At 40.1% G+C, this 22,667-nt stretch carries 20 protein-coding genes; 6 read left to right on the top strand and 14 right to left on the bottom strand.

Going from position 1 to position 22,667, the window contains the following annotated elements; all coding sequences use genetic code 11:
* Positions 1-46 precede the first annotated feature (46 nt).
* Both ASF92_RS19500 and ASF92_RS19505 read left to right on the top strand, forming a co-directional pair.
* Positions 47-1,192, top strand: coding sequence for a hypothetical protein (locus ASF92_RS19500; RefSeq protein ID WP_231729871.1), 1,146 nt, complete (start codon positions 47-49; stop codon positions 1,190-1,192).
* Positions 1,193-1,476: 284 nt separating this feature from the next.
* Positions 1,477-1,740, top strand: coding sequence for a helix-turn-helix domain-containing protein (locus ASF92_RS19505; protein ID WP_056097381.1), 264 nt, complete (start codon positions 1,477-1,479; stop codon positions 1,738-1,740).
* Between the two features lie 326 nt (positions 1,741-2,066).
* On the opposite strand, the gene ASF92_RS19510 is transcribed toward ASF92_RS19505, so the two are convergent.
* Genes ASF92_RS19510 through glf form a run of 3 tightly spaced genes read right to left on the bottom strand, consistent with a single transcriptional unit; the run spans position 2,067 to position 5,491 of the window.
* Positions 2,067-3,215 (bottom strand): hypothetical protein, encoded by a 1,149-nt coding sequence (locus ASF92_RS19510; RefSeq protein WP_056097383.1) that lies wholly within the window; start codon positions 3,213-3,215, stop codon positions 2,067-2,069.
* Positions 3,215-4,354 carry a glycosyltransferase gene (locus tag ASF92_RS19515; protein WP_056097386.1) on the bottom strand — a complete coding sequence of 380 codons (1,140 nt, stop codon included), beginning with the start codon at positions 4,352-4,354 and terminating at the stop codon, positions 3,215-3,217. Before ASF92_RS19515 ends, ASF92_RS19510 begins: the two co-directional genes overlap by 1 nt.
* A gap of 9 nt (positions 4,355-4,363) precedes the next feature.
* Positions 4,364-5,491: a UDP-galactopyranose mutase gene (gene glf, locus ASF92_RS19520; RefSeq protein WP_056097387.1), complete on the bottom strand. Its 1,128-nt coding sequence runs from the start codon at positions 5,489-5,491 to the stop codon at positions 4,364-4,366.
* Between the two features lie 863 nt (positions 5,492-6,354).
* Here glf and ASF92_RS19525 point away from each other — a divergent pair.
* Positions 6,355-7,473 (top strand): Gfo/Idh/MocA family protein, encoded by a 1,119-nt coding sequence (locus ASF92_RS19525; protein WP_056097389.1) that lies wholly within the window; start codon positions 6,355-6,357, stop codon positions 7,471-7,473.
* Between the two features lie 230 nt (positions 7,474-7,703).
* Here the strand turns inward: ASF92_RS19525 and ASF92_RS19530 are convergent, their stop codons facing one another.
* On the bottom strand, positions 7,704-8,027 hold the full coding sequence (locus ASF92_RS19530) for a hypothetical protein (protein ID WP_056097391.1): 324 nt from the start codon (positions 8,025-8,027) through the stop codon (positions 7,704-7,706).
* Positions 8,028-8,368: 341 nt separating this feature from the next.
* On the opposite strand from ASF92_RS19530, the gene ASF92_RS19535 reads away from it, so the two are divergent.
* Positions 8,369-9,085 (top strand): beta-1,6-N-acetylglucosaminyltransferase, encoded by a 717-nt coding sequence (locus ASF92_RS19535; protein WP_197413339.1) that lies wholly within the window; start codon positions 8,369-8,371, stop codon positions 9,083-9,085.
* 109 nt (positions 9,086-9,194) lie between these two features.
* Here ASF92_RS19535 and ASF92_RS19540 read toward each other — a convergent pair whose 3' ends face one another.
* From ASF92_RS19540 to ASF92_RS19575, 8 genes are all read right to left on the bottom strand, one after another.
* Positions 9,195-10,058: a hypothetical protein gene (locus ASF92_RS19540; protein ID WP_056097396.1), complete on the bottom strand. Its 864-nt coding sequence runs from the start codon at positions 10,056-10,058 to the stop codon at positions 9,195-9,197.
* Between the two features lie 630 nt (positions 10,059-10,688).
* The gene (locus ASF92_RS19545) at positions 10,689-11,771 is read right to left on the bottom strand and encodes a serine hydrolase (protein ID WP_056097475.1); all 1,083 of its coding nucleotides are present in this window, start codon (positions 11,769-11,771) and stop codon (positions 10,689-10,691) included.
* Between the two features lie 4 nt (positions 11,772-11,775).
* On the bottom strand, positions 11,776-12,819 hold the full coding sequence (locus tag ASF92_RS19550) for a lipase (RefSeq protein ID WP_056097397.1): 1,044 nt from the start codon (positions 12,817-12,819) through the stop codon (positions 11,776-11,778).
* 1 nt (position 12,820) lies between these two features.
* On the bottom strand, positions 12,821-13,210 hold the full coding sequence (locus ASF92_RS19555; RefSeq protein ID WP_056097399.1) for a hypothetical protein: 390 nt from the start codon (positions 13,208-13,210) through the stop codon (positions 12,821-12,823).
* A gap of 44 nt (positions 13,211-13,254) precedes the next feature.
* Positions 13,255-13,473 (bottom strand): hypothetical protein, encoded by a 219-nt coding sequence (locus ASF92_RS19560; RefSeq protein ID WP_056097402.1) that lies wholly within the window; start codon positions 13,471-13,473, stop codon positions 13,255-13,257.
* Between the two features lie 26 nt (positions 13,474-13,499).
* On the bottom strand, positions 13,500-14,333 hold the full coding sequence (locus tag ASF92_RS19565; protein WP_056097405.1) for a sterol desaturase family protein: 834 nt from the start codon (positions 14,331-14,333) through the stop codon (positions 13,500-13,502).
* 218 nt (positions 14,334-14,551) lie between these two features.
* Positions 14,552-15,220: a LytTR family DNA-binding domain-containing protein gene (locus tag ASF92_RS19570; protein WP_197413340.1), complete on the bottom strand. Its 669-nt coding sequence runs from the start codon at positions 15,218-15,220 to the stop codon at positions 14,552-14,554.
* Positions 15,217-16,239 carry a sensor histidine kinase gene (locus tag ASF92_RS19575; RefSeq protein ID WP_056097407.1) on the bottom strand — a complete coding sequence of 341 codons (1,023 nt, stop codon included), beginning with the start codon at positions 16,237-16,239 and terminating at the stop codon, positions 15,217-15,219. The genes ASF92_RS19570 and ASF92_RS19575 overlap by 4 nt, the downstream gene beginning before the upstream one ends.
* 913 nt (positions 16,240-17,152) lie before the next feature.
* Between ASF92_RS19575 and ASF92_RS19585 the strand changes: the two genes are divergently transcribed.
* Entirely contained in the window at positions 17,153-18,922 is a 1,770-nt protein-coding gene (locus ASF92_RS19585; RefSeq protein ID WP_056097411.1) for a mechanosensitive ion channel family protein, read from the top strand.
* A 315-nt stretch (positions 18,923-19,237) separates the two neighbouring features.
* Complete coding sequence (locus ASF92_RS19590) at positions 19,238-20,218, top strand: glycerophosphodiester phosphodiesterase family protein (protein WP_056097476.1); 981 nt, start codon at positions 19,238-19,240, stop codon at positions 20,216-20,218.
* A 135-nt stretch (positions 20,219-20,353) separates the two neighbouring features.
* On the opposite strand, the gene ASF92_RS19595 is transcribed toward ASF92_RS19590, so the two are convergent.
* Both ASF92_RS19595 and ASF92_RS19600 read right to left on the bottom strand, forming a co-directional pair.
* The gene (locus ASF92_RS19595) at positions 20,354-21,478 is read right to left on the bottom strand and encodes a TlpA disulfide reductase family protein (protein WP_056097414.1); all 1,125 of its coding nucleotides are present in this window, start codon (positions 21,476-21,478) and stop codon (positions 20,354-20,356) included.
* Positions 21,479-21,530: 52 nt separating this feature from the next.
* Positions 21,531-22,661 carry a TlpA disulfide reductase family protein gene (locus tag ASF92_RS19600; RefSeq protein WP_056097416.1) on the bottom strand — a complete coding sequence of 377 codons (1,131 nt, stop codon included), beginning with the start codon at positions 22,659-22,661 and terminating at the stop codon, positions 21,531-21,533.
* Positions 22,662-22,667 lie beyond the last annotated feature (6 nt).

Here is a 22,667-nt window from a genome sequence, read left to right on the forward strand (position 1 = left end):
CTGCTAAACGCATCAGGCTGATCTTTTAGATATGCTCAAAAATGAATTGAAATATATCGAAGAACTGCTCTTACCTACGGATACATTAAATGCAAATACGGTATTCAAAATCGATATTGATGGGCAATTTAATTTAATCCGTGAGGCATGGGAGAAAGCAATTTTCTCCGACTCATCTGAGCATAGCCTGGTGCGTTATTTTCATTTTCATCTAGATGGTGTGTCAAAACTCTCAGACAAGCTTCATGTTTCTAATCGTGGAAGCTATCCTGAGGATATCGAAGACGCCCTTCTTGCCCTTATAGATCATTTAAGGGATTCTTATTCGGCATATTTTAATCTGGATGCCCCTGTTCCTGTCATTTTCCATAAGAGATTAATGGCCCAACTGCACAGTAGCATTTCGGTAGTTGGTAAGTCGTTGCAGGTATCTAAAATGAGCTTTGCTTTGAAAACCTGTTTGCTAAACTTGTTAAGTGAACTGACAGAATTGAGTGATAATGTCCGTTATTCTTTTCGTTCATTAAGCTTCTTAGAGCACATTATCTATCAGTTATTGAGCATAGATTTACAGTCAGATAAGGCTGAAGAATTATTGGTCACAATTCTTTCGAAGTCCGATTTCAATCATCTTTCTTTTTTTGTTTACCGACAAAACAGCATTCGCGATGCGTTAGTAATTTTCAGCTCTGCTCAGGAAAAGCTGGAATACCTCCAGATGGAGAAATCGAAAGTGCTCTCTTTACCTGAATTGAAAAATACAGGTTATGATTCCTCCTGGCCTTCATTAAAAACAATGCTAAGTACATGGCTGCAGGAAGAGGTTTGTTTAGCAGAGCAGGCACTGCGCAAAGACATTGAAATAGCGGCGGAAAATAATGTTCCCAAACTGCCAATCCAAACGTCTGTTGCACATATGGCCTGTATCATTCGATTATTGTTTGAGGAAAATGTATTTTCGACCAATAACCTTAAGTTAATCTTCAAATGCTTTGCAGGGCATTATCAAACCAAAAGGCAGTCTTCAATTTCACCAGGTAGCCTTAGCAAAGAATTTTACAGCATTGACCAGCATACTGCTGCCCGCGTTCGAGATTTGTTACAAAGAATGGTTCTTAGGCTTAATCGTAACTTTTTCCCGGTGTGGCTTGTAACAGGTGCAATAATCCTTCGTTATCCAAATATGTGCTGAGTTCACCCAGCCAATTGTAGTTAAACCCCACCTTATTAACCAATTCTTCTGGTAAGATCAAAAGAATGTCTTCCAGTGTTTTAAAACCCATTATTTCACATGAATCACAAAAGCTTACGCTAAAACCCAGTGTAGAGAGTGGAGAAGACAATATTTTGTCAGCATTCATTTCCATTAATATTACCTACACATAAAGATAGCATAATGTATCTAATTAGGTGTATCTTTATAGAAGTTTCTAATTAGGAGTACCTGTAGCGAGTCATTTTAGTTTATTTTACTATATGACAAAAGGTAAAAGTGATTACAACAGTGAGAACGCCAGAAAGCTTTTAAAAATGATTGGAATACGGATAAAATTTTTGAGGGAAGCAAAAGGTGAATATAATTATGAAAGATTCGCCTTTAAACATGACCTGAATCGCTCGCAATTATGGCGTTATGAGAATGGGGAAGATATGTATTTATCATCATTATTAAAGGTACTCGCAGCATTAGATATAAGCCTGTCTGATTTTTTTAAAGAAGGTTTCGACAAAACTGCATAATACGATTACCGCCTTCGAATTTTTAATAGAGGCTCTATTTCTGTAAAGGATGTCGGATCTTGCAGTCGCTCATGCTTCAAATTGCGGAATTATAGAATGGATCTGCAATCTCTTTGCAACAAAAATCATGATAATATCCATAATTCGTTCAGCAACATTTGGCTTATTACTCGGCCTCATACATCAGTTAAGCCTAAATGCGACAATAGCGCAATAAAATTTTGCTACTTTGAGAAGATTGTTTAAAATAATGCAATTATTCTTAAATGAAACGTATTGATTCTTAGATATCTACTGGCCGAATTACTTTTTTAATCGATCTGTTCTTAGAGATAATCCTTAATTATATCCATCGACTTTACAATTTCCCTTTCATAGGGCCGATAAATAAGTCGTGCATGTGGATTATTTTCATCTGCATCCCAAAGCCCTGAATGGTGCCAGTAATGAAGATGATCCCAATCCGGACGGTCGATGATGGGATAAAGACAGATGCCCTTGAGCGGAATTCCCATTTTTAGTGTTTTAACACATTCCTTGGTTACCAATTCAAGCCAGTTTGGACGATGTTCTCCCGGATGACTGGTTTCCGAAAGCACCACTGGGATACCATAACGCATGTAAGCCTCCTCCAATAGCGAGGAGAGTCCTCTCCACCTCGGGTCGGGATCGAGGTTGGCCCATGGAAGGAAAGAAAAATCACTGGCCACCCATTGGTTGTTATAATAGAAATTATAGCCCATAAAATCTATCAGATCTTTTGATCCGCCCAGTTCAGGGCATATCATGCCGGTCAGCATGTCAGTGGTCTGATACTGGAACTCATGTTTTTCTTTTGCTTCCAGGACCATCTCTAAAGTGGCATCCAAATCGGGTACAATATTCACCAGAGGCTCGGTTGTCATGACCCATGTCTCGGGATTTATAGCCTTTATCGCTTTTATTCCAAGTATATATGCGCGTACCAACGCATATTTCACTTCCCATCCCATTCCCCTGGTATAAGGGCTAGTACTGGCATGGTCGCCTCCCAGCCATGAAATGAAGCCAACTTCATTTATTGGTGTTACAATCAATCTTTCATTTGGACAATGGTTTTTATGAAAGGATGCAAAGGCGCTGCACATACCAACAAACCGATCACAAAAGTGGGGGTGGAGTGGGCTTAGATCAACAGGATATCCAAAGTGGCAGATATCCCATATTTGTTGCATACCCGTTAATTTCGCAGCATTTAGCATTGATTTAACGATGGAAAAATCATACTGATACGGAGCCGTTTCTACGAAACTCCATCGAATGCCTTCCCGAGCAGTATATATCCCCATGTTAATCAGTAACTGATAATCCTGGGCGGTTTTGTATATGTGCCCGGTTTCGCTTAGCAGATCGACACGGTTGCCATAATGGTTAAGCTGGTCGGAACATTCAAATCCCGCCATCCAAAAAGACCGGAACGGATAGCTTCCTTTCATCAGCTGGCCAATAGTTTATCGGCTTCAAACAAGGTCCAGAACATTTTTTGTTTCATCATCTCGAAAGTATTATCCCAGGATTTGTCCCTTAAAAACCGATCCACTGAATCAAGCCATTCCGTTTTGTTGCCTGCGGAAAGATTTTGCTCCACCGCACTTATAAATTCCGAAGAATTCGAAGCTATGGAGACGTAACCATTGATGCCGTATGGCTGTACCACATCTCTTATTGGTGTGGATACCACCCGCTTTCCCGCTGCAAGGTACTCGGGGGTTTTGGTTGGGCTGATAAACCGGGTTGAATTATTAATTGCAAAGGGAATCATTGCCAAATCCCAACCGGAAAGATATTCAGGCAGTTGCTGATAGGATTTCTGGCCCAGATAATGGATGTTGGAATTTTTGGGCAGGCGCTCCCAGGAAACCTTAACGACCGGTCCCAGCAGAATAAAATGCCAATCCGGCCTTTGTTCTGCGATGTCCCTAATCAGGTCCCCGTCAAAGCGTTCGTCTATTACGCCGAAAAAACCCAGTTTTATTCCTTTAATGCAAGCCTGGTCGGGTGGTTCTACCCTTGCTTTTCTTGCCAGTGCAAAATGCGCCTTATCGATGCTACTTGGAAATACATGGATATTATTGTGGTGTTCCTTTTTTGCCTCATGTAACGAGTGGCCTCCTGTAAATACAATATCGGCAGTGTTTAAAAGTGCTTTTTCCATATCCAGAAGCTCTGGCGGTGCAAAGTCGAAGGCCGAAAGTTCATCCATACAGTCAAATACCGTGAGCGCAGGGCCGTAGTTATCCGAAAACTGCAGGGCCATCGGCGTATAATACCAAAAGACCCATTCAGTCATAGGCTGGTTCTTCAAAAAATCGGCGAGTAAAATACGCATGGTTATCCTGTCTTCTTCGGAATTTCGGTTGGGTGTCAAATGAGGGGTGATAACGGTGAGCTTTTCCGATCTTTTTTCTGCCGAAAAATGATCATGGCCATCAAAAATGGGTTCTTCCAGTATAAAAACATTTGTTTCTTTAGCGAAGCGGCTCATCAGGTGCTGCGGCCTTTGAAAAACAAAATCCCATCGAAGATGAGAAAAGCATAATATATTTTTTGGGAATTTGGATTCTTTCAACTTCATAGTCAGTATCTATTTTATAGTTATCTCATAGTTATCAGAGAATTGAACTTTTGCAGCCTTCAATGCTGAAGCGATGACCTGATGCATATCGTAATATTGGTAGGTTGCCAGTCTACCGCCAAATATCACCTTATCTTCCTGCTTTGAAAGTGCCCTGTACTTTTCAAAAATGGTGGTGTTGCGCTCATCGTTAATAGGGTAATAAGCTTCCTTCTGCTGGGTCCATTCATCGGGAAATTCCCTGGTAATTACTGTTTTTTCCTGTGTACCAAATTCAAAGTGTTTGTGCTCGATTATCCTGGTATAAGGGACCTCCCGCTCGGTATAATTGACCACAGCATTACCCTGATAATTTTCCATGTTCAATACCTCATGCTCAAACCTTAAACTTCTATACTCGAGATGGCCGAACCGGTAATCGTAATATTGGTCGATATGGCCGGTGAAAACGATATGCTCCGCAATATTATCCCACTTTGAGCGGTCAGAAAAATAATCGCTATTCAGCCGAACTTCAACGCCTTCCAGGAGTCCTTCTGTCAATTTATTGTAGCCACCAATGGGAATGCCCTGGTATCTATCGTTGAAGTAGTTATTATCATAGGTAAAGCGAAGCGGTAGCCTTTTTATAATAAAGGCGGGAAGTTCACTTGCTGGCCGTCCCCATTGCTTTTCAGTATATCCCTTGATTAGCTTTTCATAAATATCTTTTCCCACCAGCGATAGCGCCTGCTGCTCCAGATTTGCAGGGGCATTAACTTTAGACAGCCCAATTTCTACAGCGAGCTTATCTTTAGCCTCTTGCGGTGTTTTTACGCCCCAGAGCTGATAAAATGTATTCATGTTAAAGGGAAGGTTGTACCGTTTCCCCTGATATTCTGCTACAGGACTATTGGTATACCGGTTGAAATCAACAAAGGAATTCACAAAGTCCCATACTGCTTTGTCATTGGTGTGAAAGATATGTGCACCATATCTGTGAACATTAATTCCCTCCACCTTATCGCAATATACATTTCCTCCTGCATGATTTCGTTTATCTATCAGCAGGCACTTCATACCCCTGCGTGTCGCCTCGTGTGCGAATACACATCCAAATAATCCGCTACCCACAATCAAGTAATCATATTCAGGCATAGGAGATAAGTATTAGATGTAAAAAAGGTATAGGCATAGTTAAATTTATTGTTGTTGTCATTTTTTACGGTATGCGATCTCCTGTTAACATACACGAATTGGATTGATATCGTTCTTGCTGATACTTGCTTTTATTTGCACCGGTGTGACGGCGAAATAGCATGCTCTACATGACTCAAATGTTCAAATTTATCGGTCAGACGAATATGTTCGAATTGGATTTATATCAATCCCAAAACCTGGAAATCTTGTTCTATTACACAACTGACCCCAAACCAAATTAGTTTTACACCTTAATTCATCCAATTTTAAGTTCTAAATTCTTTTAAATTATATTTTGCTGATATACAATGAGTTGTTTTGTAAAAAAATATTTTTATTAAATATAAGCGTATAAAAACCACGTATTTATCACGTTGTAATGAGTATAATTTCTCATGAGCATGAGCTTCGGAGATAATGGTGCGAACCGCCCGTATGTTAGGGTATATGGCTTCAAACCTATTTACCAAACATCAGATGTATGCCTCGCCATTTACCCTATATCTTCCTGGAAATCTGATTGGTTTCAGCCTTGACGGAAGGCCTACTATTGCATAAGGGAGGGAAAAAATTACGTGAGCTACTATTATAATACATCGCAGGTCAAACCATGCGTTAACCGTGTAGATTAGTCCAGCCGGTCAGCTATAACGGACGAGAATTTGAGGGTGACTATAGGTTCTAATGCTCAACGAAACCGATATCGTTAAAACTTAACGTGGATCACCGTTGTTTGTTTATAAATCAGTTACTTAAGCAGACAAAATGGATGACCACACAAATTGTTTGTGATGGTGTATGTTTAAAGCGAAAGGATGTATATGAATTCGAGACGTGACTTTCTACAAAAATTAGGTGCATCAGCAATAATGATGCAATTAAGTTCAATGACCGCATCCGGGCAATCCAATGAGCCAGTGCAACAACCTTACAAGGGTAGGGTACTTAGGGTAGCTATAATGGGTTTAGGTGGTTATGGAACTCGTGTAGCAGAAGCAATGCAGGCTTGTTCAAAGGTAAAGCTGGTAGGGCTAATCAGTGGTACGCCTTCAAAAATTAAAGAATGGCAAGCTAAATACGACATTCCAGAGTCCAATTGCTATAACTACGACAACTTCGATCAGGTGAAAAGTAACCCAAACATAGATGCAGTATATGTTATTACACCAAATGAATTACACCATAGCCAGGTTATCCGTGTAGCAAAAGCCGGAAAGCATGCTATATGTGAGAAACCAATGGCACTGAATGCGAAAGAGGGACAGGAGATGATAGATGCTTGTAACAAGGCCAATGTAAAGCTACTGGTCGGTTACAGGATGCATTTTGAACCCCGGACGCTGGAAGTGATCCGAATGAGAAATGCGGGCGAATTTGGCAAGATCAGGTTTTTTCAGGGCCAGTGTGGGTTCAAAGCAGGTGACCCTACGCAATGGCGGTTAAACAAAGCGCTTGCAGGTGGGGGAGCACTAATGGATATTGGAATCTATGCAATTAATGGGGCGAGATATATGGTTGGCGAAGAGCCGAATTGGGTTACTGCCCAGGAAACAAAAACCGACCCGGTAAAGTTTAAGGAAGATGTTGATGAAACCATACAATTTCAACTGGGTTTTCCAGGGGGCGCTGTAGCATCCTGCCTGTCCAGTTATAACATCAATCACCTGGATAGATTTTTTTTAAGTGGTGATAAAGGTTTTGCAGAAATGCAACCATCTACAGGTTATGGTCCAATTAAAGGCCGAACGCATAATGGCGAAATTATCCAGCCAATTGTTACTCATCAAACTATACAAATGGAGCAAATGTCGGGTATTATTTTAGACGGAAACCGTCCGGTTGTAGCAGTAGATGGTGAGGAAGGACTGAAAGACCTTAAAATTATTGAGGCCATTTACCGTGCTGTAAAAACAGGTCAGAAAGTCTTTTTAAAAGCTTGATCAGAAAACGGACCTTGAAGATTGATAAACTCATTTACTTTGTATGTTCCACTTCTTTTGGGAAGATCAAGCTTGGCCACCTTAAGATTCTGCGTTCTTTTGCACCAATTTGGGATTTTTAAGGAAAACTTAATATAGCTATTACTTTACCCGGAAAAATCCATACCCATGGTGGGATCATGACTCAATAACACTTATAGGCTATTCGATTCAGACATCTAAATTTTTATTTAGAAACGGGAGTCAGATTCTATTACTTTCCCACCTGCTGCAATTTCATTCGTCACTTTACCTTCAATTCTCAGCGCTTCAAAGGTAATGAGTATAAAACCTGATAAAAGTAGCACCACTGCCAAAAATCGCAATATTTTTTCCGTGCCTTTGGTGTTGACCATTCTGTCTGAGCAGGTAAACTCGTTGATTCCAATTAGTTTTCGCCGGTTGTTTCTCCGCCTGATAGTGAAGATGAAAATAAAGGTTCCGAAAATCAGAAGTAAGATACCGCTAACCAACGGCATTGTAGTAAAATTAACGGTTTGCTGTGTCTCTATCATATAAAATAGACCAACAGGAAGCAAAAAAGTTTAAAAATATATTTTTTAACGGTAATTCAGTCTAGCTGCTAAAGTCTAATATTTATGACATGTTGAGCGGCAGTTGAATTACAAAAGACCGAATTATCCTCGTTTCAACAAATATCGAAACTAATCTATTAAGTCTCAACATCAATTTTTATCGTGTGATAATCTATCAAAATGTTTAAACCTTTTTAAAGTGGACAGTTTTCTCGAAACAACCCCATTTTTCTTTATTCGTTTTATAATGAGATTTGGGATTAATATGCTACGCCTGACCTGGAAATTTCGATTGGATTATGAAGAAAGCTTATATAATAATGGCACATAAATACCCAAGCCAACTTCACCGCCTAATTGATCGGCTAAATGATCATTCCGCTCATTTTTTTGTTCATATTGATAAAAAAGCTGATATCAATGCTTTTAAAAGTCTTGATGATTTCGGAGAAAAAGTAACCTTCATTGACCGTTTCGACTCGAGGTGGGGTAAAACCGGAATTATTATGCCGCTTCTTGCTGGCCTTAATGCAATAAAGCAATCTGCAATACTGTTTGACAGGATTATGGTTTTAAGTGGTCAGGATTATCCGATAAAAAGTAATGAACAAATCGATTACTTTTTTCAGAATTCACCTCATTCTGTTTTTATTAATTTTTTTCCCATTCCTAATTTTGAGAAATGGCCTGGTACAGATCGCGGAGGTTTATACAGAGTTGATAAATATTATTTTGGTAATAAATGGTTTGAACTATTTTGCTCTAAAACGATCAACCTTTTAGCATCTTATATACCGCGCTTACGTAGAGAAATTCCGCTCGGAATGAAGCCTTTTACAGGCTCAACCTGGTTTTTTTTAGATATGTATTTTCTGGACTACATATTAGAGTTCGTCAGGAAACATCCGGAGTATTTAAAATTTCATAGCAATACTTTCGTAGCCGACGAATTGTTTGTACATATGTTGATTGGTAATGCTACCGACGAAAAGTTGTTGTCGACTGTTGAAAATATTTCCACTTCACGCTGGTCTTAGCGTCTCGCTAAGACCCAATTCAGTTTCCGTGATTTTGTTTCCCCGATCTTGTAACTACGGCCTTGCATACCAACAATGGCCTCGCCGCGATACCCCGCTAAAGAGCTATTCATATTTGCATAGCAACTGTAATCTTTAAATATTCGATCACAGTTTTAGTTTCTTTCTTTAATTCTCCTTTTTTATCGGCCTTATGGCTGATATTTGTCACACTGATATAGCTAACAGGATCACCTGAGGACTCATAGATGCGCAAAGTTGCATAATCATTTGATAAATCATCAGCAGGCAGAAATTCTTTCAGGGATTTTAAATTACCGGTATTTAACTCCATTATCATTTGATCAGGGTCATTTACCGTTTTCAGTTTTCCCTCCACATCCCGTTCCTCCATCCACTGATCATTCTGTTCAGAAAACGGACTTGTCGATCTTCCTGAAAGGGAAAACAATATTGGCGCTCCAATAATAATCAATGCTTCGATTACCCAAACTACCCATAACAGCGTACCAGAAACCGTATTTTGTTTCAGGGTAAAAGTACCAACATCATTTAAGCTCAGCATTGCCTGAAAAAGAAGCTCAGGATGTGTTAAAACAGACCAGAAACCGGAGAGGTTAAAAGAAGAACGTACCCACATTCCACCGCCCATACTGCCTTCGGCTTCATACATCAGGGATACAAATAATGCCCATTGACAATACCAGGCTAAAAGACCGCATAGCACTGCCAGCACGCACTCAAATTTTGTGTTTCTTATTTTCCCCGACCCGATTGCGATAAAAACCCCGCCTCCAACTCCAAGTCCTAGTCCTGCCGCAATAAAAAAGTTAAGATAAATAAAAGGGATAAACCATTGCAGGGCGATATAAATAATGCTGAGGATGACCGTGATCACGAATGCCGTGATCAGGGAAATAAAGATGCCTTTTAAGGGAATTTTCCCTGATGGCTTATAGTATAAATGTTCCATAGATGTTGTTCCGCTATAAAGCTAAGTTTATTTATAATTTTCAGCGAATGGTTCGTTATTCATCGCGCAAAAATGAAGTCCCCACGCTGGTCGTAGCGTCTCGCTAAGACCCAATCCAGTACACATAGATTAAGAAAAGCCCATCTGCCGATGAACTTTTTCATGTTTCAAAAAGCGACGGTTGACGTTGGTTAGCAGATTTGAAACGCGTTTTCCCGAAACAGAAGAAAGTTTCCAAAGAAAATGTTTCAGGCCAGATTAAAAATTGCGGCATAAAATCTTTCATGAACAACACTCGCGAACGGAAGTAGCTTACGCCAGCCCTGAAGATGTGGCATCTGCTTAAATGAATTAAAACCAATTTAAATGGCAAAGCGGCAAATCCTAATTGTGGTAGTAGCGTCTCTCGCTAAGATCTAGACAGTAGAATCAAGCATTAATATGTCTAACTTTTACAGGTATTATGGGGCAATAACAAATTTTTAAAAAGTTTTATCTAACAAAATCAAAGGATAGCACAGAAGTAATAAGAAATATTAGTGACTTTTCAGGAACTACCTGGCAAATGTTAATCATATTGCATGGTTAAACAAGTGTTTTAAGGTCAGTTATCGCATTTTGAAACTGCTTTCACTTCAAGGCCTCATCAACTAACTTCTTCAATTCAACATAGTATTCATGTCTTCCTTTATTATTAAGGTTAAAGGCCATCAGGAAACCAGCGGTTTTTTTTTGGTTATCAACCCATGGAAAACTACCGAATAACCCCGGGCTGGTGACAGCATTAGCCGGTTTGTTTGTCGCCGTTTTTTCCATTATCCATTCCCCATAGCCATAACCAAAATTTCCCGCCTCAGTGGGTGCGTAGACTTTGTTAACCTCACCGGTTATACGGTTAATTTGCATTTGGTTTACGCTATGTTCTGACAGAATGCGCTTACCGTTAAACACGCCCTTATTCACAATCATAGCAAGAAAATTCATGTAATCGTTTGGAGTACTGCTCGCTCCACCTGCAGGTAATGCAACTTTGCTTTTTCCAAAATCGGTATTTTTCATCTCTAAAAGCTTAGCTATTCTTTCAGCAAATAAAGTTTCGAAACTTTTGCCGCTGATTTTTTCAATCACCGATCCGGCGATTTGTAGCCCTGTATTGCTGTATCGGAAAACCTTTCCGGGCTCACCTTCCATTGGCAAGGCAGCAATCATTTGGATGGCCTCATCCATACTATTGATTTGCCGCATTTCGCTTATACTCTCTTTTAAATCGGGTGATTTTATGGCAGTCATGTGCGATAAGCATTCGCTAATGGTGATATTGCCTTTGCCTGATTTAGATAAAACCGGAAGATATTTGCCAACCGTGTCGCTAAGTGTTAATTTACCCTCATCAACAAAAGTCATAACCAACGCAGCGCTGAGCCATTTGCTACAACTGGCAATCTGCTGCCCGGTTGTAGGCGTATAATCACTGAAATCGGCGATTTTGCTTTGTCTTTTGGCCAGGATTTTTCCCATCATTTTCTGTTTTGCAGAGAGCTCACTTACTCCTTTGCTATATACAATTTTTCCATCCTTATAGAGTAAGAGGTAAACTCTTCCACCCATTATATCGGCGTGGTCCTGTAGCCAGGTATGGATTTTAGAAAAATTTTGTGCGTTTAGATTTCCGCAATACAATAAAATCGAGACCAAAAAAAATAACTTCTTCATATTTTTAATTACAATTTCCAATCCTCGGGTTGACTGTACTGCCGCACTGAAATTCATATCGGCTTTGTGCATATTTAGGCACCGGATTATCACTTACTTCTAACCGTGGTAAAGCTTCATTTTTATAACCTGGCATGCTTATCTGTTCTGTTGAACCGTTTCCTAAAGCGACATTTTTTGCAGCCTGATTGCCATTAAAGCTATAATCCATCATGGCGTCGAGCAGGCGGTAAATGCCATAATAATCATAAGCATCAAACGCTGTTCTTGTATTTGGCATGGTGTGTTCTGTATGGTAAGTATATCCGGCAATTGTTGCTGATTTGATGTAGATGAAATCTTTTTCGGCAGCAGAAATACTGATGTTCTTAAAAATGTCTATCGCTAAACGATGGTCGTTAACGGTATCTTCATCATAAACCTGGGCAATCATTTTTGTATTGGCAGGGAAATTCTGGAGTTGCGCATTGGTAATCTGATAACTGTACCAGGGGGCCATGGTGAAAAGAAAACGGGCATTTTGTCCCCAGCCGAAATCGGTGAAAGCTTTATAGGCAAGGGCAATTGAAGCACCTCCACCAAAAGAATGTCCCATAAATCCAACGCGGGTTTTGTCGATAAGATTCGGATAATCCGTTGCTGCTTTTAAAAATCCCGCCCAGAGTGTGTTATATCTATCATCTATACTCACTCCGGTTGTCGGATAGGGAACAAAAACCACCACAAAACCTTTTTTTGCAATGAACTCGAAAAGGCCTTTTGCATAATTTTTATCCTCACCACCATAAGGATGTGAATAGAAAATAGTTCCTTTAGGTGAGGTAATCCCGGCAGGATAAAAAATGGTTACATTGGTGCCTGGATAGGTTGGGTTTGCAAAATTAATCTCTACAACCTTGTAACTGCCATCAGCTCCATATCCGGATGAAGGCCGGGAAATTGGCCCATCTAAATCATCATCTGCAGGTTCTGTTGACGGCGAATCGCCTCCTTTAGCGCAACCTGATAACACTAGTAGTAGAAAGCAAAGTCTGAGTAAATTTTTCATATTAGATTTTATCTTTTAGTGTGCTTTTTAACGCCTCTTGAAACTTTTCATATTGCTGATATTGGTTGGCTGTAAATACCCTTTTCAGTTCCTTATCCTTCGCCTTCTGTAAAGACATTGCCTGCTTAAACCGGGTTATTTTACTATCGCTGCTTTTTATTATTGGCTCGAACTTTTTAGCATAATTTAAGTTTATTACTTCAATTTTACTTTGCTGTTCGGCATTTAGATTGAGCTTAGTTCTCATCATTTCCGTTTGAAATTTAGCCCGCTCTTCGGGCGTTTTATGCTTTAAATCATTTGCTTTATTTTGAGCAAACGCCGAGGTTAAACCGGAAACTGATAAGGCCAATAAAGCAACAAACAAATTTGTGATTTTAGGGGTTTTCATGATTGGATTTCTACTGATTTAAAAATATATGAAATTGCTTAAGATTATTGACGAACTACAATTACCCGCCTCCTTAAAGCAGGTTTTACGACCACAATTGGTGCGGGTTTTACTACAACAATTCTTGCTACAGGCTTAGCATTCACCCGACGGGTATGTACTGTGATTCTTTTGGCAGGTGTTCTTACAACTATTCTGCTTTGGGCATTTGCGGGCAGTGCAGCCCAGAATGCGATACTGATAGTTAAAATTAACTTTTTCAAGATGTGTATTTTATTAAATAGACAGATTAATTTAATGCGTGTTTCTGCTTTTCAGGCGAAACTGAAAGATGTGGTGTTGAAGTGTGATTACCCGGGGTTGAACTTTCTGGCTTAAACCAGTTGATAAAGCCCTGTGCCACCAGGCGGAATGGATTATAACTTAAAAAGCCTGTAATCAGGCCATACCGTACTTTTTCCGTTTCCGGTTGATAAGTGCCGAAAAGCTTATCCCAGATGATTAAGACACCACCAAAGTTTTTATCGATGTAAATCGGGTTGCTTCCATGGTGAACCCGATGCGATGACGGTGTATCCATTACATGCTCAATAAGGCCCAACTTGCCAACGGCTTCGGTGTGCAGAAAAAATTGGTAAGCAAGGTTAAGCACATAAGAAATAATAATAAAATCGGTAGGCAGACCAAATAATGCCGCCGGGATAAAAAACAAGGGACTAACAATTGCCGAAAACCAGTTAAGGCGGTAGGCTGCCGTTAAATTCATGTGCATGGCCGAATGATGGACCAAATGAAATGCCCAAAGCGGTTTCCAGAGGTGTGAAAGGCGATGAAACCAATAATAGATGAAATCTGCAGTGATAAATGTTACTCCGAAAACCCAGGCATTATGCGGCGGTTTAATTGGAGTCAGGTTTGCAAAGAAGCCCAGGATGGCTAATTGATAACCTGCAAATATGAATTTTGAAAACTGAAAGCCTGCAAAGATAGCGAGGTTGGAAAAAGTTTCCTTGACATCATAAGCGCCTTTTTCTTTCTTCCAGCTCCAGATGATTTCGGCAAGAATGAACACAAAAAGGAATAACAGGATGTAAATGCGATATGGACCGATGTGATTTTTCATTTTATCTAAACTAAATGCTGCCTTGTTAGGACAGGATAAAGTTGAATAAAAATAAATCTGGATACGGTCTAAAAACAGGTGAAGCCGAAAAACAAAAGGGTGAAGCGATTTAAGTGTTCATCCATTTTTTAAACTCAGGTACACGCGCCTTGCTGATCAGGATCTGCGTTTCTGCTATTGGTTTTACTTTAACCAACAATCTCCCATTGAAATAAAATTCAACTTCGGTTATGGATTTGGCGGTTGATCAGAAACTGGCGGTTTGCTCGGAAAAAAGTATTCGGGTCAAGCTGCTGCTCCAGCTGTTCCATGGTAAAATCCATTACAAATTGCCTGTCGTCGTTAGTTCTGGCGTAAACGATTTCATTAGCCGTATAAAACCATGAAATTTTAGCCGTTTCTACCGGTATCAGTTTATCGCGGTAATGAATAAGGAAAGACTTTTTGTAAGATTTTGAAAGGTTGCCAATTTGTGCGGCTAAATCTGTGAATACAGGCAAAACCTGTGGCGTAGCATTGCCAATCCATCTTTTGTATTTGTTAACAGCATGAGCAATTTCTTCCCCGTCAAAAGGTTTCAGGATGTAATCGATACCATTGTTTTTGAAAGCCGTGATGGCGTAATCGTTATATGCGGTTACAAAAATTACAGGTTTATCGATGTTGATTCGTTTGAAAATATCAAAAGATAATCCATCGGCAAGCCTGATATCCATAAAAATTAAATCGTACATGTTTTCATTACCAGCAAACCAGGTGGTTGCTTCTTCAACGGTGCTTAATGTTGAAACAATGTCAATATCATGCGCTATTTCTCCCAGTAAATGGATTAAGTTCCTGGCGGTAACGGCCTCGTCTTCTACAATAACAGTACGAATGGTGCTCATGGTTTTAATGGGATTTTTACCAGAAACTCGTTTCCACTTTTACTTATTTCGATTTCCTTTTTCAGCATAATCTTAAAACGTTCATTCAGGTTTGCAAGCCCCATACAGTTGCTGCTTTCTGGCGTTGGAATTTCATTGAGGTTATTACCCAGCACCAGCAAGGCACCATTCATATACAGCTTTACATTTAAGGGCTTTGTTAAGGTTGCCGCATTGTGTTTCACGGCATTTTCTAATAAAGGCTGTAAAGTTAAATGGGGTAATTTATAATTCAACGCTTCAGCGGGAATATTAATATCCATTTTAAATGCATTTTCCAGGCGCATGGTTACGAGCCGGGCAAATGCCTTTAGCATTGTTAATTCATCGCTAAGCGTTACAAGATTATTTTTGGAAGGGTTTAAAGCATAGCGAAAAAAGGTAGATAAATCGCGGACATATTTTTGTGCCAGGGCCGGGTTTTCCCTGATAACACCTGAGAGGCTGCTTAAAGAATTGAATAAAAAATGTGGGTTCATCTGCTCTTTCAAAAGCTCCAGTTCTGTTTGCATGTAGGCCATTTTGAGCTGCTCGTTTTCTGCTTCTTTATTTTTAGAGGAACGGACAAGCAGGACAATTTTAATCAGAATAGCCATTAAGATACTACTCAGGAATAACCTTACGAAGTTGCCTGCCAGGTAAGCCTTAGGCAATTGCGGCGTAAAAAATAATTTGTTTTGGAGTACACCTCCCAAAAAAACAGCTAAAATGAATATTGATACATTTGAAATAACGTACAGACTAATTTTATTTTTTTCACGATAAACGCTTAGTTTTGAAAAGGGATTCAGGTTCAAATGAAATATCAATCCGCAGAAAAGCAGATTGAATAAAAATTGATAGAGTAGTTCCAAAGGATTAAAATGCCAGTATTGCGCTACAATTCCCTTTTCGCGTAAAGCCAGCAGCTTCGGTGTATTTACCAATAAGGCAATTAACAGCGAACTATAACAGGAAATTCGTCGCTCATTTTTATCCATCGCTTAAACTTATGAAAAAAAATATTAAACAGTTTTCGATCCTGGTGAAGCTGATAGATTTGGCGGTCAGTTAACTATAATAAGCTTTGTTCTTTGCGTGATCACTCTCATTCTGGTTATAGCGTCTCGCTACGACCCAATTCAAACTACACCACCTAGTCGAAGCACCCTCATAGCTAACACGGGTCTTAGCGTCTCGCTAAGACTCAAGTAAAATAAATCTAAAGAAAAAAGTCTATTTCAATCCCCCCTTCTTTAGCTGTTACCCGTCAATCCAACTTTTTTATGTTTTTAAAGAACGTAGGATAACCAGAGGTTGCGTTCATGGTTGGCTGGCAGATTTGAAACGCGTTTTCCCGAAACAAAAAAAGTTTCGCGGAAAAATGTTTCAGGTTGGAGAAACAATTTATGGAGAAACAAAAAAGTTTCTCGTGATTTTGTTTCTCGGGCGATATAATTCAGATTAAAAAATTACGACATAAAATCTTTCGTGAAAAACTGTCAAGAATGGAAGCGGCTTACATCAGCAATCTTAAATCGTGGCATTTGCTTAATGATTTGAAAAGCTATTTAAAGGGTGAAGCGGCTAACCCTTATGCAGGCTTGCTCGAAATCAGGTGTCTGGATAAACTTAAATCATGCGGCCTGATCAGCAAATTTTGCTGCGCCATCAACTTGCAGTTCTGGACAGTGAAATGGTTTCTGCGAAAGAATAGTAGGGGAGTACGACGGGGTGGCACTTAGGGGTGAAGATTACTAGTTAGCGTGCGCATGTATGCCTGTTCAATAATTTAAACAAAAGCACATCTTTCGATGGGCTTTTGATCAGTAGCCGGGCATGGTGAGCTTTGGGTCAACAATCGCGGATTTATTTTTCTTTAAACCAAAATCCATTTTCGTTGGTTAAATAAACATGTCGTTTTTAGTAAAACCCATCCATTTTTACCTAACGCTTTTTTTATTTTTTGGCGTAGCCACAGCATCCTCTGCACAGTTAGTTCCTGGTCTAAGTGACACCAGCACTAAAGTTGCGGTCGAAATTCCTGACGATTCTTTAGGCAGGCGCACACCGCGTGGCACTGTTAACGGCTTTATTAAAGCAGTGGCAGAACAGAACTACATTCGGGCAAGCCACTTTCTAAATCTCGACAAGCCTAGGCGCAAGGTTGCAGAACGCCAAAGAATTGTAAAGGTGCTGCAGCGATTGCTAGACCAAGGCGGCAACATTATGCCTTACTCGTGGTTGAGCAATAAACCGGTAGGTAGGCAAGATGACGAACTTCCACCGGAAGAAGACCTGGTGGGAACGGTAACCGCAAATGGACAAGTGATTAACCTCTTCGTAGAAAGTACAGGCGACGAAACGGCACCGGTTTGGAGAATTTCTTCAGAAACGGTAAAAGCCATTGCGGCCGTATCGATTGAAGAAAAATTGCTGGTAGACAGAATCTTGCCGAGCACATTAAAAGACAATCTTTGGGGTGGTGTACCTGCGGGACATTGGTTGGCCATTATCTTGCTTTTTATTTTGGCCTATGTGGCGGCCAGACTCGTGGTTTGGCTAATGGGCTACTTGCTTCGGGTTTCATGGACAAAGGCACGAACGGAAAAAGGTGTCCACTTGATAGATGAATTTTCACTACCTATTCGACTTTATTTAGCGGTGTGGTTGTTTATAGCCATCTCGCAACAAGTTGGAATTTCGATTATTGTACGGCAGCGTTTCAGTACCGTAACGCTTATTGTTGGACTTGTAGCTTTGATATTTCTGCTCCTTAGATTAACAGATGTGGTGAGCAATTTTAGCAGGGGAAGAATGTCTGACAGAGGCCGTGTATCTGCCGTTTCTATTATTCTTTTTCTTAAACGGGCCATCAAGATTGCGATTGTGATATTCGGTGTCATCGGAATCTTGAGCACATTCGGCTTTGATGTAACTACCGGTCTTGCAGCCCTCGGTATAGGTGGTATTGCCTTGGCCTTAGGTGCGCAGAAAACCGTAGAAAATTTTGTGGGTAGTGTTACGCTCATCACTGATCAACCCGTTCGTGTTGGTGATTTTTGTAAAGTGGGCGACATTTCCGGCACAGTAGAGCAAATTGGCATGAGATCTACGCAGCTGCGTACCGGTGAGCGAACGATTGTGACCATTCCTAATGGCGATTTCTCCTCCAACCGAATTGAAAACTTTGCCCACCGTGACCGGTTTCTTTTCAATCCTATTCTACAACTGCGCTACGAAACTACGCCGGACCAAATCAGGTACTTGCTGGTCGAACTGCGCAAGGTTTTGTATGCACATCCGCTAGTGAACCCAGACCCTGCCCGGATTCGATTCGCGGGTTATAGCACACATTCGCTTAACCTGGAAGTTTGGTCTTATATTAATACGCCCAACTTCGATGAGTTCCTGGAGGTGAAAGAAGACTTACTCTTACGCTTTATGGATGTGGTAGCTGCTAGCGGAACCGCTTTCGCCTTCCCATCTCAAACACTTTATTTTGGCAAAGATGCAGGTGTGTCCCCGGAGAAAGCAACTGAAGTAAGCGAAAAAATTAAGGCCTGGAAAGCAAACAATAATATGCAGTTACCTAATTTCGAAGCTGAAGAAATTGAAAAGTTAAGAGGAACTATACCCTATCCGCCTGAAGGCACGGTTGGTCATAAGCACGAGGACAATTAAGATATGCATAGACGAATTGTTTGCATCAGCCGGCATTGCACATTGGATGTATTGGCAGGATTGGTTCCACATACATCGGACATTTACCTTTAATGTTTTTTTACCAGTAAACCTAATTGGGCAATAGGATAACGCGATTTGAAAATCGAATTGCAACATTTAGTTTAAGGAAAGTCGGAATAAAAATTTATACCTGATTAATCGTCTTAATTTTCTAAACTGATCGCTAGTGTAAAGCGCAAATTTAATACTTACATAACATTTTTGCGCACAAGGCTGGGCTATTTTTATGCAATTAAAAATACAGAACAGTTTATGAAAAAAAACGTAGCAATTATATGCTTTTTATTATCGGGCACTGCTTTTTCGCAACAGAAGCTAGATGTTCAGGCCCATCGTGGCGGTATGGCGTTATTGCCAGAAAACACTATACCCGCGATGTTAAACGCGGTAAAATTAGGCGCTAAAACATTGGAGCTGGACGTGGTTATCTCTGCTGACGGAAAGGTAGTTGTTTCCCACGACCCTTACATGTCAGCAGCCTTTATGAGTAAACCCAATGGTACTGACATTGTTAAAGATGAAGAAAAAGGCTTAAGTCTGTTTCAGATGTCGTACGACAGCATCAGCCGCTACAGTCTCGGAATTAAACAGCATCCGATGTTCCCTAATCAGCTAAAGTTAAAAACACATAAGCCTTTATTAAGCGATTTAATCGACAGCGTGGAAAACTATGTGAAAATGACTCATCTTAAACCAGTGTATTATAACATAGAAACCAAATGTTCTCCTGCAGGCGATGGAAAATATAATCCTACGCCGGAGGTGTTTGTGAAAACTATGATGGATGTAATTAATGCAAAAGGAATAAAAAACCGGGTTATTATACAGTCTTTTGATGTAAGAACGCTAAAAATTCTTCATCAGAATGAACCGCAGGTTAAATTATCACTTTTGGTTCAGGGTAAAATGAATTTAACTGAGGATCAGCTTAAAAAGTATGGACTTTCAGCCAAAGAAGTTGAGGACTATTTCAAACAGGTAAGTGCAATAAAAGGCGGGCTTGAAGAAGACCTCAGAAATTTAGGATTTGTACCCGATATTTATAGTCCGTATTACAGTGGCGTAGATTTAGAAATGGTTAAAAAAGTACATGAAAAAAAAATGTTGATTCTGCCCTGGACTGTAGATAAAGAAGAAGATATGATTGCTCTACAGAAAATCGGGGTAGATGGTATCATCACAAACAGCCCTGATATCTTAATCCGCTTAATGGGCAGCTATCAGAATAAATAAACCTTTGCTATTGTAGAAAAACAATCACTCTGGTCGTAGCGTCTCGCTACGACACACTTCAAAAGTTTTAAAAAAAAGAGGCATGCAATTTTCATTACAGGCCTCTTTTTAGTTAAGCGCATTTTATTTTATTACTTATTTAACGAAAGCAGCAATTTTCTTGTTTACATCTTCGCCTCTTAAATCTTTAGCAATGACCTTTCCCGAAGGATCAATTAACACATTTTGAGGAATGGCAGTGATTCCAAAACGAACTGCGACATCCGTTTTAAAACCCTTTACATCGCTTACCTGGATCCAGGGCAATTTGTCTGCCGCAACAGCTTGTAGCCAGGCAGTTCTTTTGTCATCCAGAGAAACGCCTACGATTTCAAAGTTCTTGTCTTTTAGTTCATTATAGGCTTTCAACATAAATGGATTTTCGGCCCTGCAGGGCACGCACCAGCTGGCCCAGAAATCTACCAGCACGTATTTTCCTTTAAGTGACGAAAGCTTAAATTCTTTACCGTCTTTATCGGGAAGGCTAAAATCGATATTTTTTCCGACAGCAAACTGTTTTGCCTTCATGTATTTATCGGTAATCTTTTTACCGCTAAAACTAGAGAGTAGCTTTGGACCTAAACTTTTGTAAATCGGGTCAAACTTAGCGACATCGATTACAGCCATCCTGTTCGTCAAGACTAGATCTGCAGTTACATAAGAATCCGGGTGGCTAGAAATAAACCCATCGAGTGTAGATTCCATTTTTTCCATTAAAGGTTTTGCGTCCGTTGCTATCTTTTTGAGTTCTAAGGAATCCTTTGCTGCCTTGGCTTTGAAATAGCGGTTTACAATTTCCTGATACTGTACCTGTAAGGTATCCATTTTCGAATGGTATTCAAGATTTTCGCTTTGTACTTTTGTGCCAGAAACTGAAGCCGTAGCCATTTTATCTTTTCCGGTAACGGTGGTGGTTCCTTTTTCTAAATAAAATTCTTTAAAATCGCCTGCCCGTCTTTTTTGAGTGGTGTCTTTAACCAGAGGTTTTAGCTCCAGGTAAGCCCGGTTTCCAAAAGCGGTGGTGCCGGTTAATGTAAATTTGCCGTCTGTAACCCTTGCACTGTCTTTTACAGTCTTGCCTTCAGCATTAACAAAATTGAGCAATACTAATTTTTCCTTTCCTGCCTGTGGAAGATTTCCTGTGATTGTGAATTTGTCTTGCGCAAAGCCTGAAGCTGTTAAACAGGCTAGCAGAGCAGCTGATATTATTTTAATTTTCATAATGAATTTTTAGTTTTGAAGGCCGGAGCATTTTTCTCCAGCCTAGTTGAATTTATTTAACGAAAGCCTCCAATTGGGCCAATAAGTTTTCACCCCTCAGATTTCTGGCTACAATTACGCCCTGAGGATTGATAAGGATATTCTGCGGAACGGAGTTGATGCCATACATCATTGCCACATCATTTTTCCAGTATTTAAGATCGCTCACATGGATCCAGGGCATGCCATCCTTTTTAATTGCATCTTCCCATTGTGCTTTTCCTGCATCTAATGAAACGCTCACAATTTCGAAGTTTTTGCTTTTCAAGGCGGTATAAGCCTTAACTACATTCGGGTTTTCTGCACGGCAGGGCGCGCACCAGCTTGCCCAGAAATCAACTAATACATATTTTCCTCGTAAGGTAGAAAGGGTAAATGGTTTTCCATTGATATCGTTCTGAGTAAAATCAGTTGCCTGGGAGCCTGCCTGACGTCTTTTGCCGATTTCAATTTTTTCCATTGTATGTTTACCGAGTGGTGAAGATTTTAAATTGGCGGAAAACTTATGAAACAATGGCTCAACTTGTGAGGCCTCGAACTTACTATCAAGCACATAGGTGCTGAAGGCATATAGACCTGCGAATGAGTTTAAATGGGTTTCAGCGAAATGCATATTAATTGCTTTATTTTGTGCTACTAATTTCTGAATGCTATCGCCAGCCATTTTACGTTCTTCGGCAGATTTAACGTAAACGCCTGTTGATGATTTTTTCCCGTATTCGTTCTGCAACGCTATAATCTTAGTGGTTACGGCTTTAATCATCGCTTCCCGGCCGCGGTTTTCACTATCTGACACCGAACCGTTAACCTTTGCATTTTCAAGAGCATCAGTAATATCGATGGTGATTTTTGAATTTTCGAGAAAAAAGGCATGGGTACCTCTCGCAGATGCACCCGATTTTAAGTTCCCTGATTTTACTGCAAGAATGGCTTGCTGCGGTTCAGGAACGCTTCCGGTAAATTCAAACTTTCCATTTTTAATATCAACCGAATCGGTTTCCTTCCATGCTCCGCCCTGAAAAGTAACTAAATAAGCTTTGGAAGGCGATTTTAGGCCAGGCATATTTCCTTTAATCAGGTAGCTTTTTTGCGCTGCGACCAGAAAGGGTAGCAACATCAGGATTGAAATCAGTAATTTTTTCATGATCTA

It is taken from the genome of Pedobacter sp. Leaf176 (genome assembly GCF_001424305.1).
Taxonomy (GTDB): Bacteria; Bacteroidota; Bacteroidia; order Sphingobacteriales; family Sphingobacteriaceae; genus Pedobacter.

Coding starts and splice junctions, on each gene's coding strand:
- ASF92_RS19530 (WP_056097391.1), bottom strand. CDS start 8,027: ATGATAGAGACACAGCAAACCGTTAATTTTACTACAATGCCGTTGGTT.
- ASF92_RS19545 (WP_056097475.1), bottom strand. CDS start 11,771: ATGAAGAAGTTATTTTTTTTGGTCTCGATTTTATTGTATTGCGGAAAT.
- ASF92_RS19575 (WP_056097407.1), bottom strand. CDS start 16,239: ATGGATAAAAATGAGCGACGAATTTCCTGTTATAGTTCGCTGTTAATT.
- ASF92_RS19540 (WP_056097396.1), bottom strand. CDS start 10,058: ATGGAACATTTATACTATAAGCCATCAGGGAAAATTCCCTTAAAAGGC.
- ASF92_RS19550 (WP_056097397.1), bottom strand. CDS start 12,819: ATGAAAAATTTACTCAGACTTTGCTTTCTACTACTAGTGTTATCAGGT.
- ASF92_RS19570 (WP_197413340.1), bottom strand. CDS start 15,220: ATGAGCACCATTCGTACTGTTATTGTAGAAGACGAGGCCGTTACCGCC.
- ASF92_RS19555 (WP_056097399.1), bottom strand. CDS start 13,210: ATGAAAACCCCTAAAATCACAAATTTGTTTGTTGCTTTATTGGCCTTA.
- ASF92_RS19565 (WP_056097405.1), bottom strand. CDS start 14,333: ATGAAAAATCACATCGGTCCATATCGCATTTACATCCTGTTATTCCTT.
- ASF92_RS19595 (WP_056097414.1), bottom strand. CDS start 21,478: ATGAAAATTAAAATAATATCAGCTGCTCTGCTAGCCTGTTTAACAGCT.
- ASF92_RS19600 (WP_056097416.1), bottom strand. CDS start 22,661: ATGAAAAAATTACTGATTTCAATCCTGATGTTGCTACCCTTTCTGGTC.
- ASF92_RS19535 (WP_197413339.1), top strand. CDS start 8,369: ATGGCACATAAATACCCAAGCCAACTTCACCGCCTAATTGATCGGCTA.
- ASF92_RS19590 (WP_056097476.1), top strand. CDS start 19,238: ATGAAAAAAAACGTAGCAATTATATGCTTTTTATTATCGGGCACTGCT.
- ASF92_RS19585 (WP_056097411.1), top strand. CDS start 17,153: ATGTCGTTTTTAGTAAAACCCATCCATTTTTACCTAACGCTTTTTTTA.
- ASF92_RS19515 (WP_056097386.1), bottom strand. CDS start 4,354: ATGAAGTTGAAAGAATCCAAATTCCCAAAAAATATATTATGCTTTTCT.
- ASF92_RS19510 (WP_056097383.1), bottom strand. CDS start 3,215: ATGAAAGGAAGCTATCCGTTCCGGTCTTTTTGGATGGCGGGATTTGAA.
- ASF92_RS19505 (WP_056097381.1), top strand. CDS start 1,477: ATGACAAAAGGTAAAAGTGATTACAACAGTGAGAACGCCAGAAAGCTT.
- ASF92_RS19525 (WP_056097389.1), top strand. CDS start 6,355: ATGAATTCGAGACGTGACTTTCTACAAAAATTAGGTGCATCAGCAATA.
- glf (WP_056097387.1), bottom strand. CDS start 5,491: ATGCCTGAATATGATTACTTGATTGTGGGTAGCGGATTATTTGGATGT.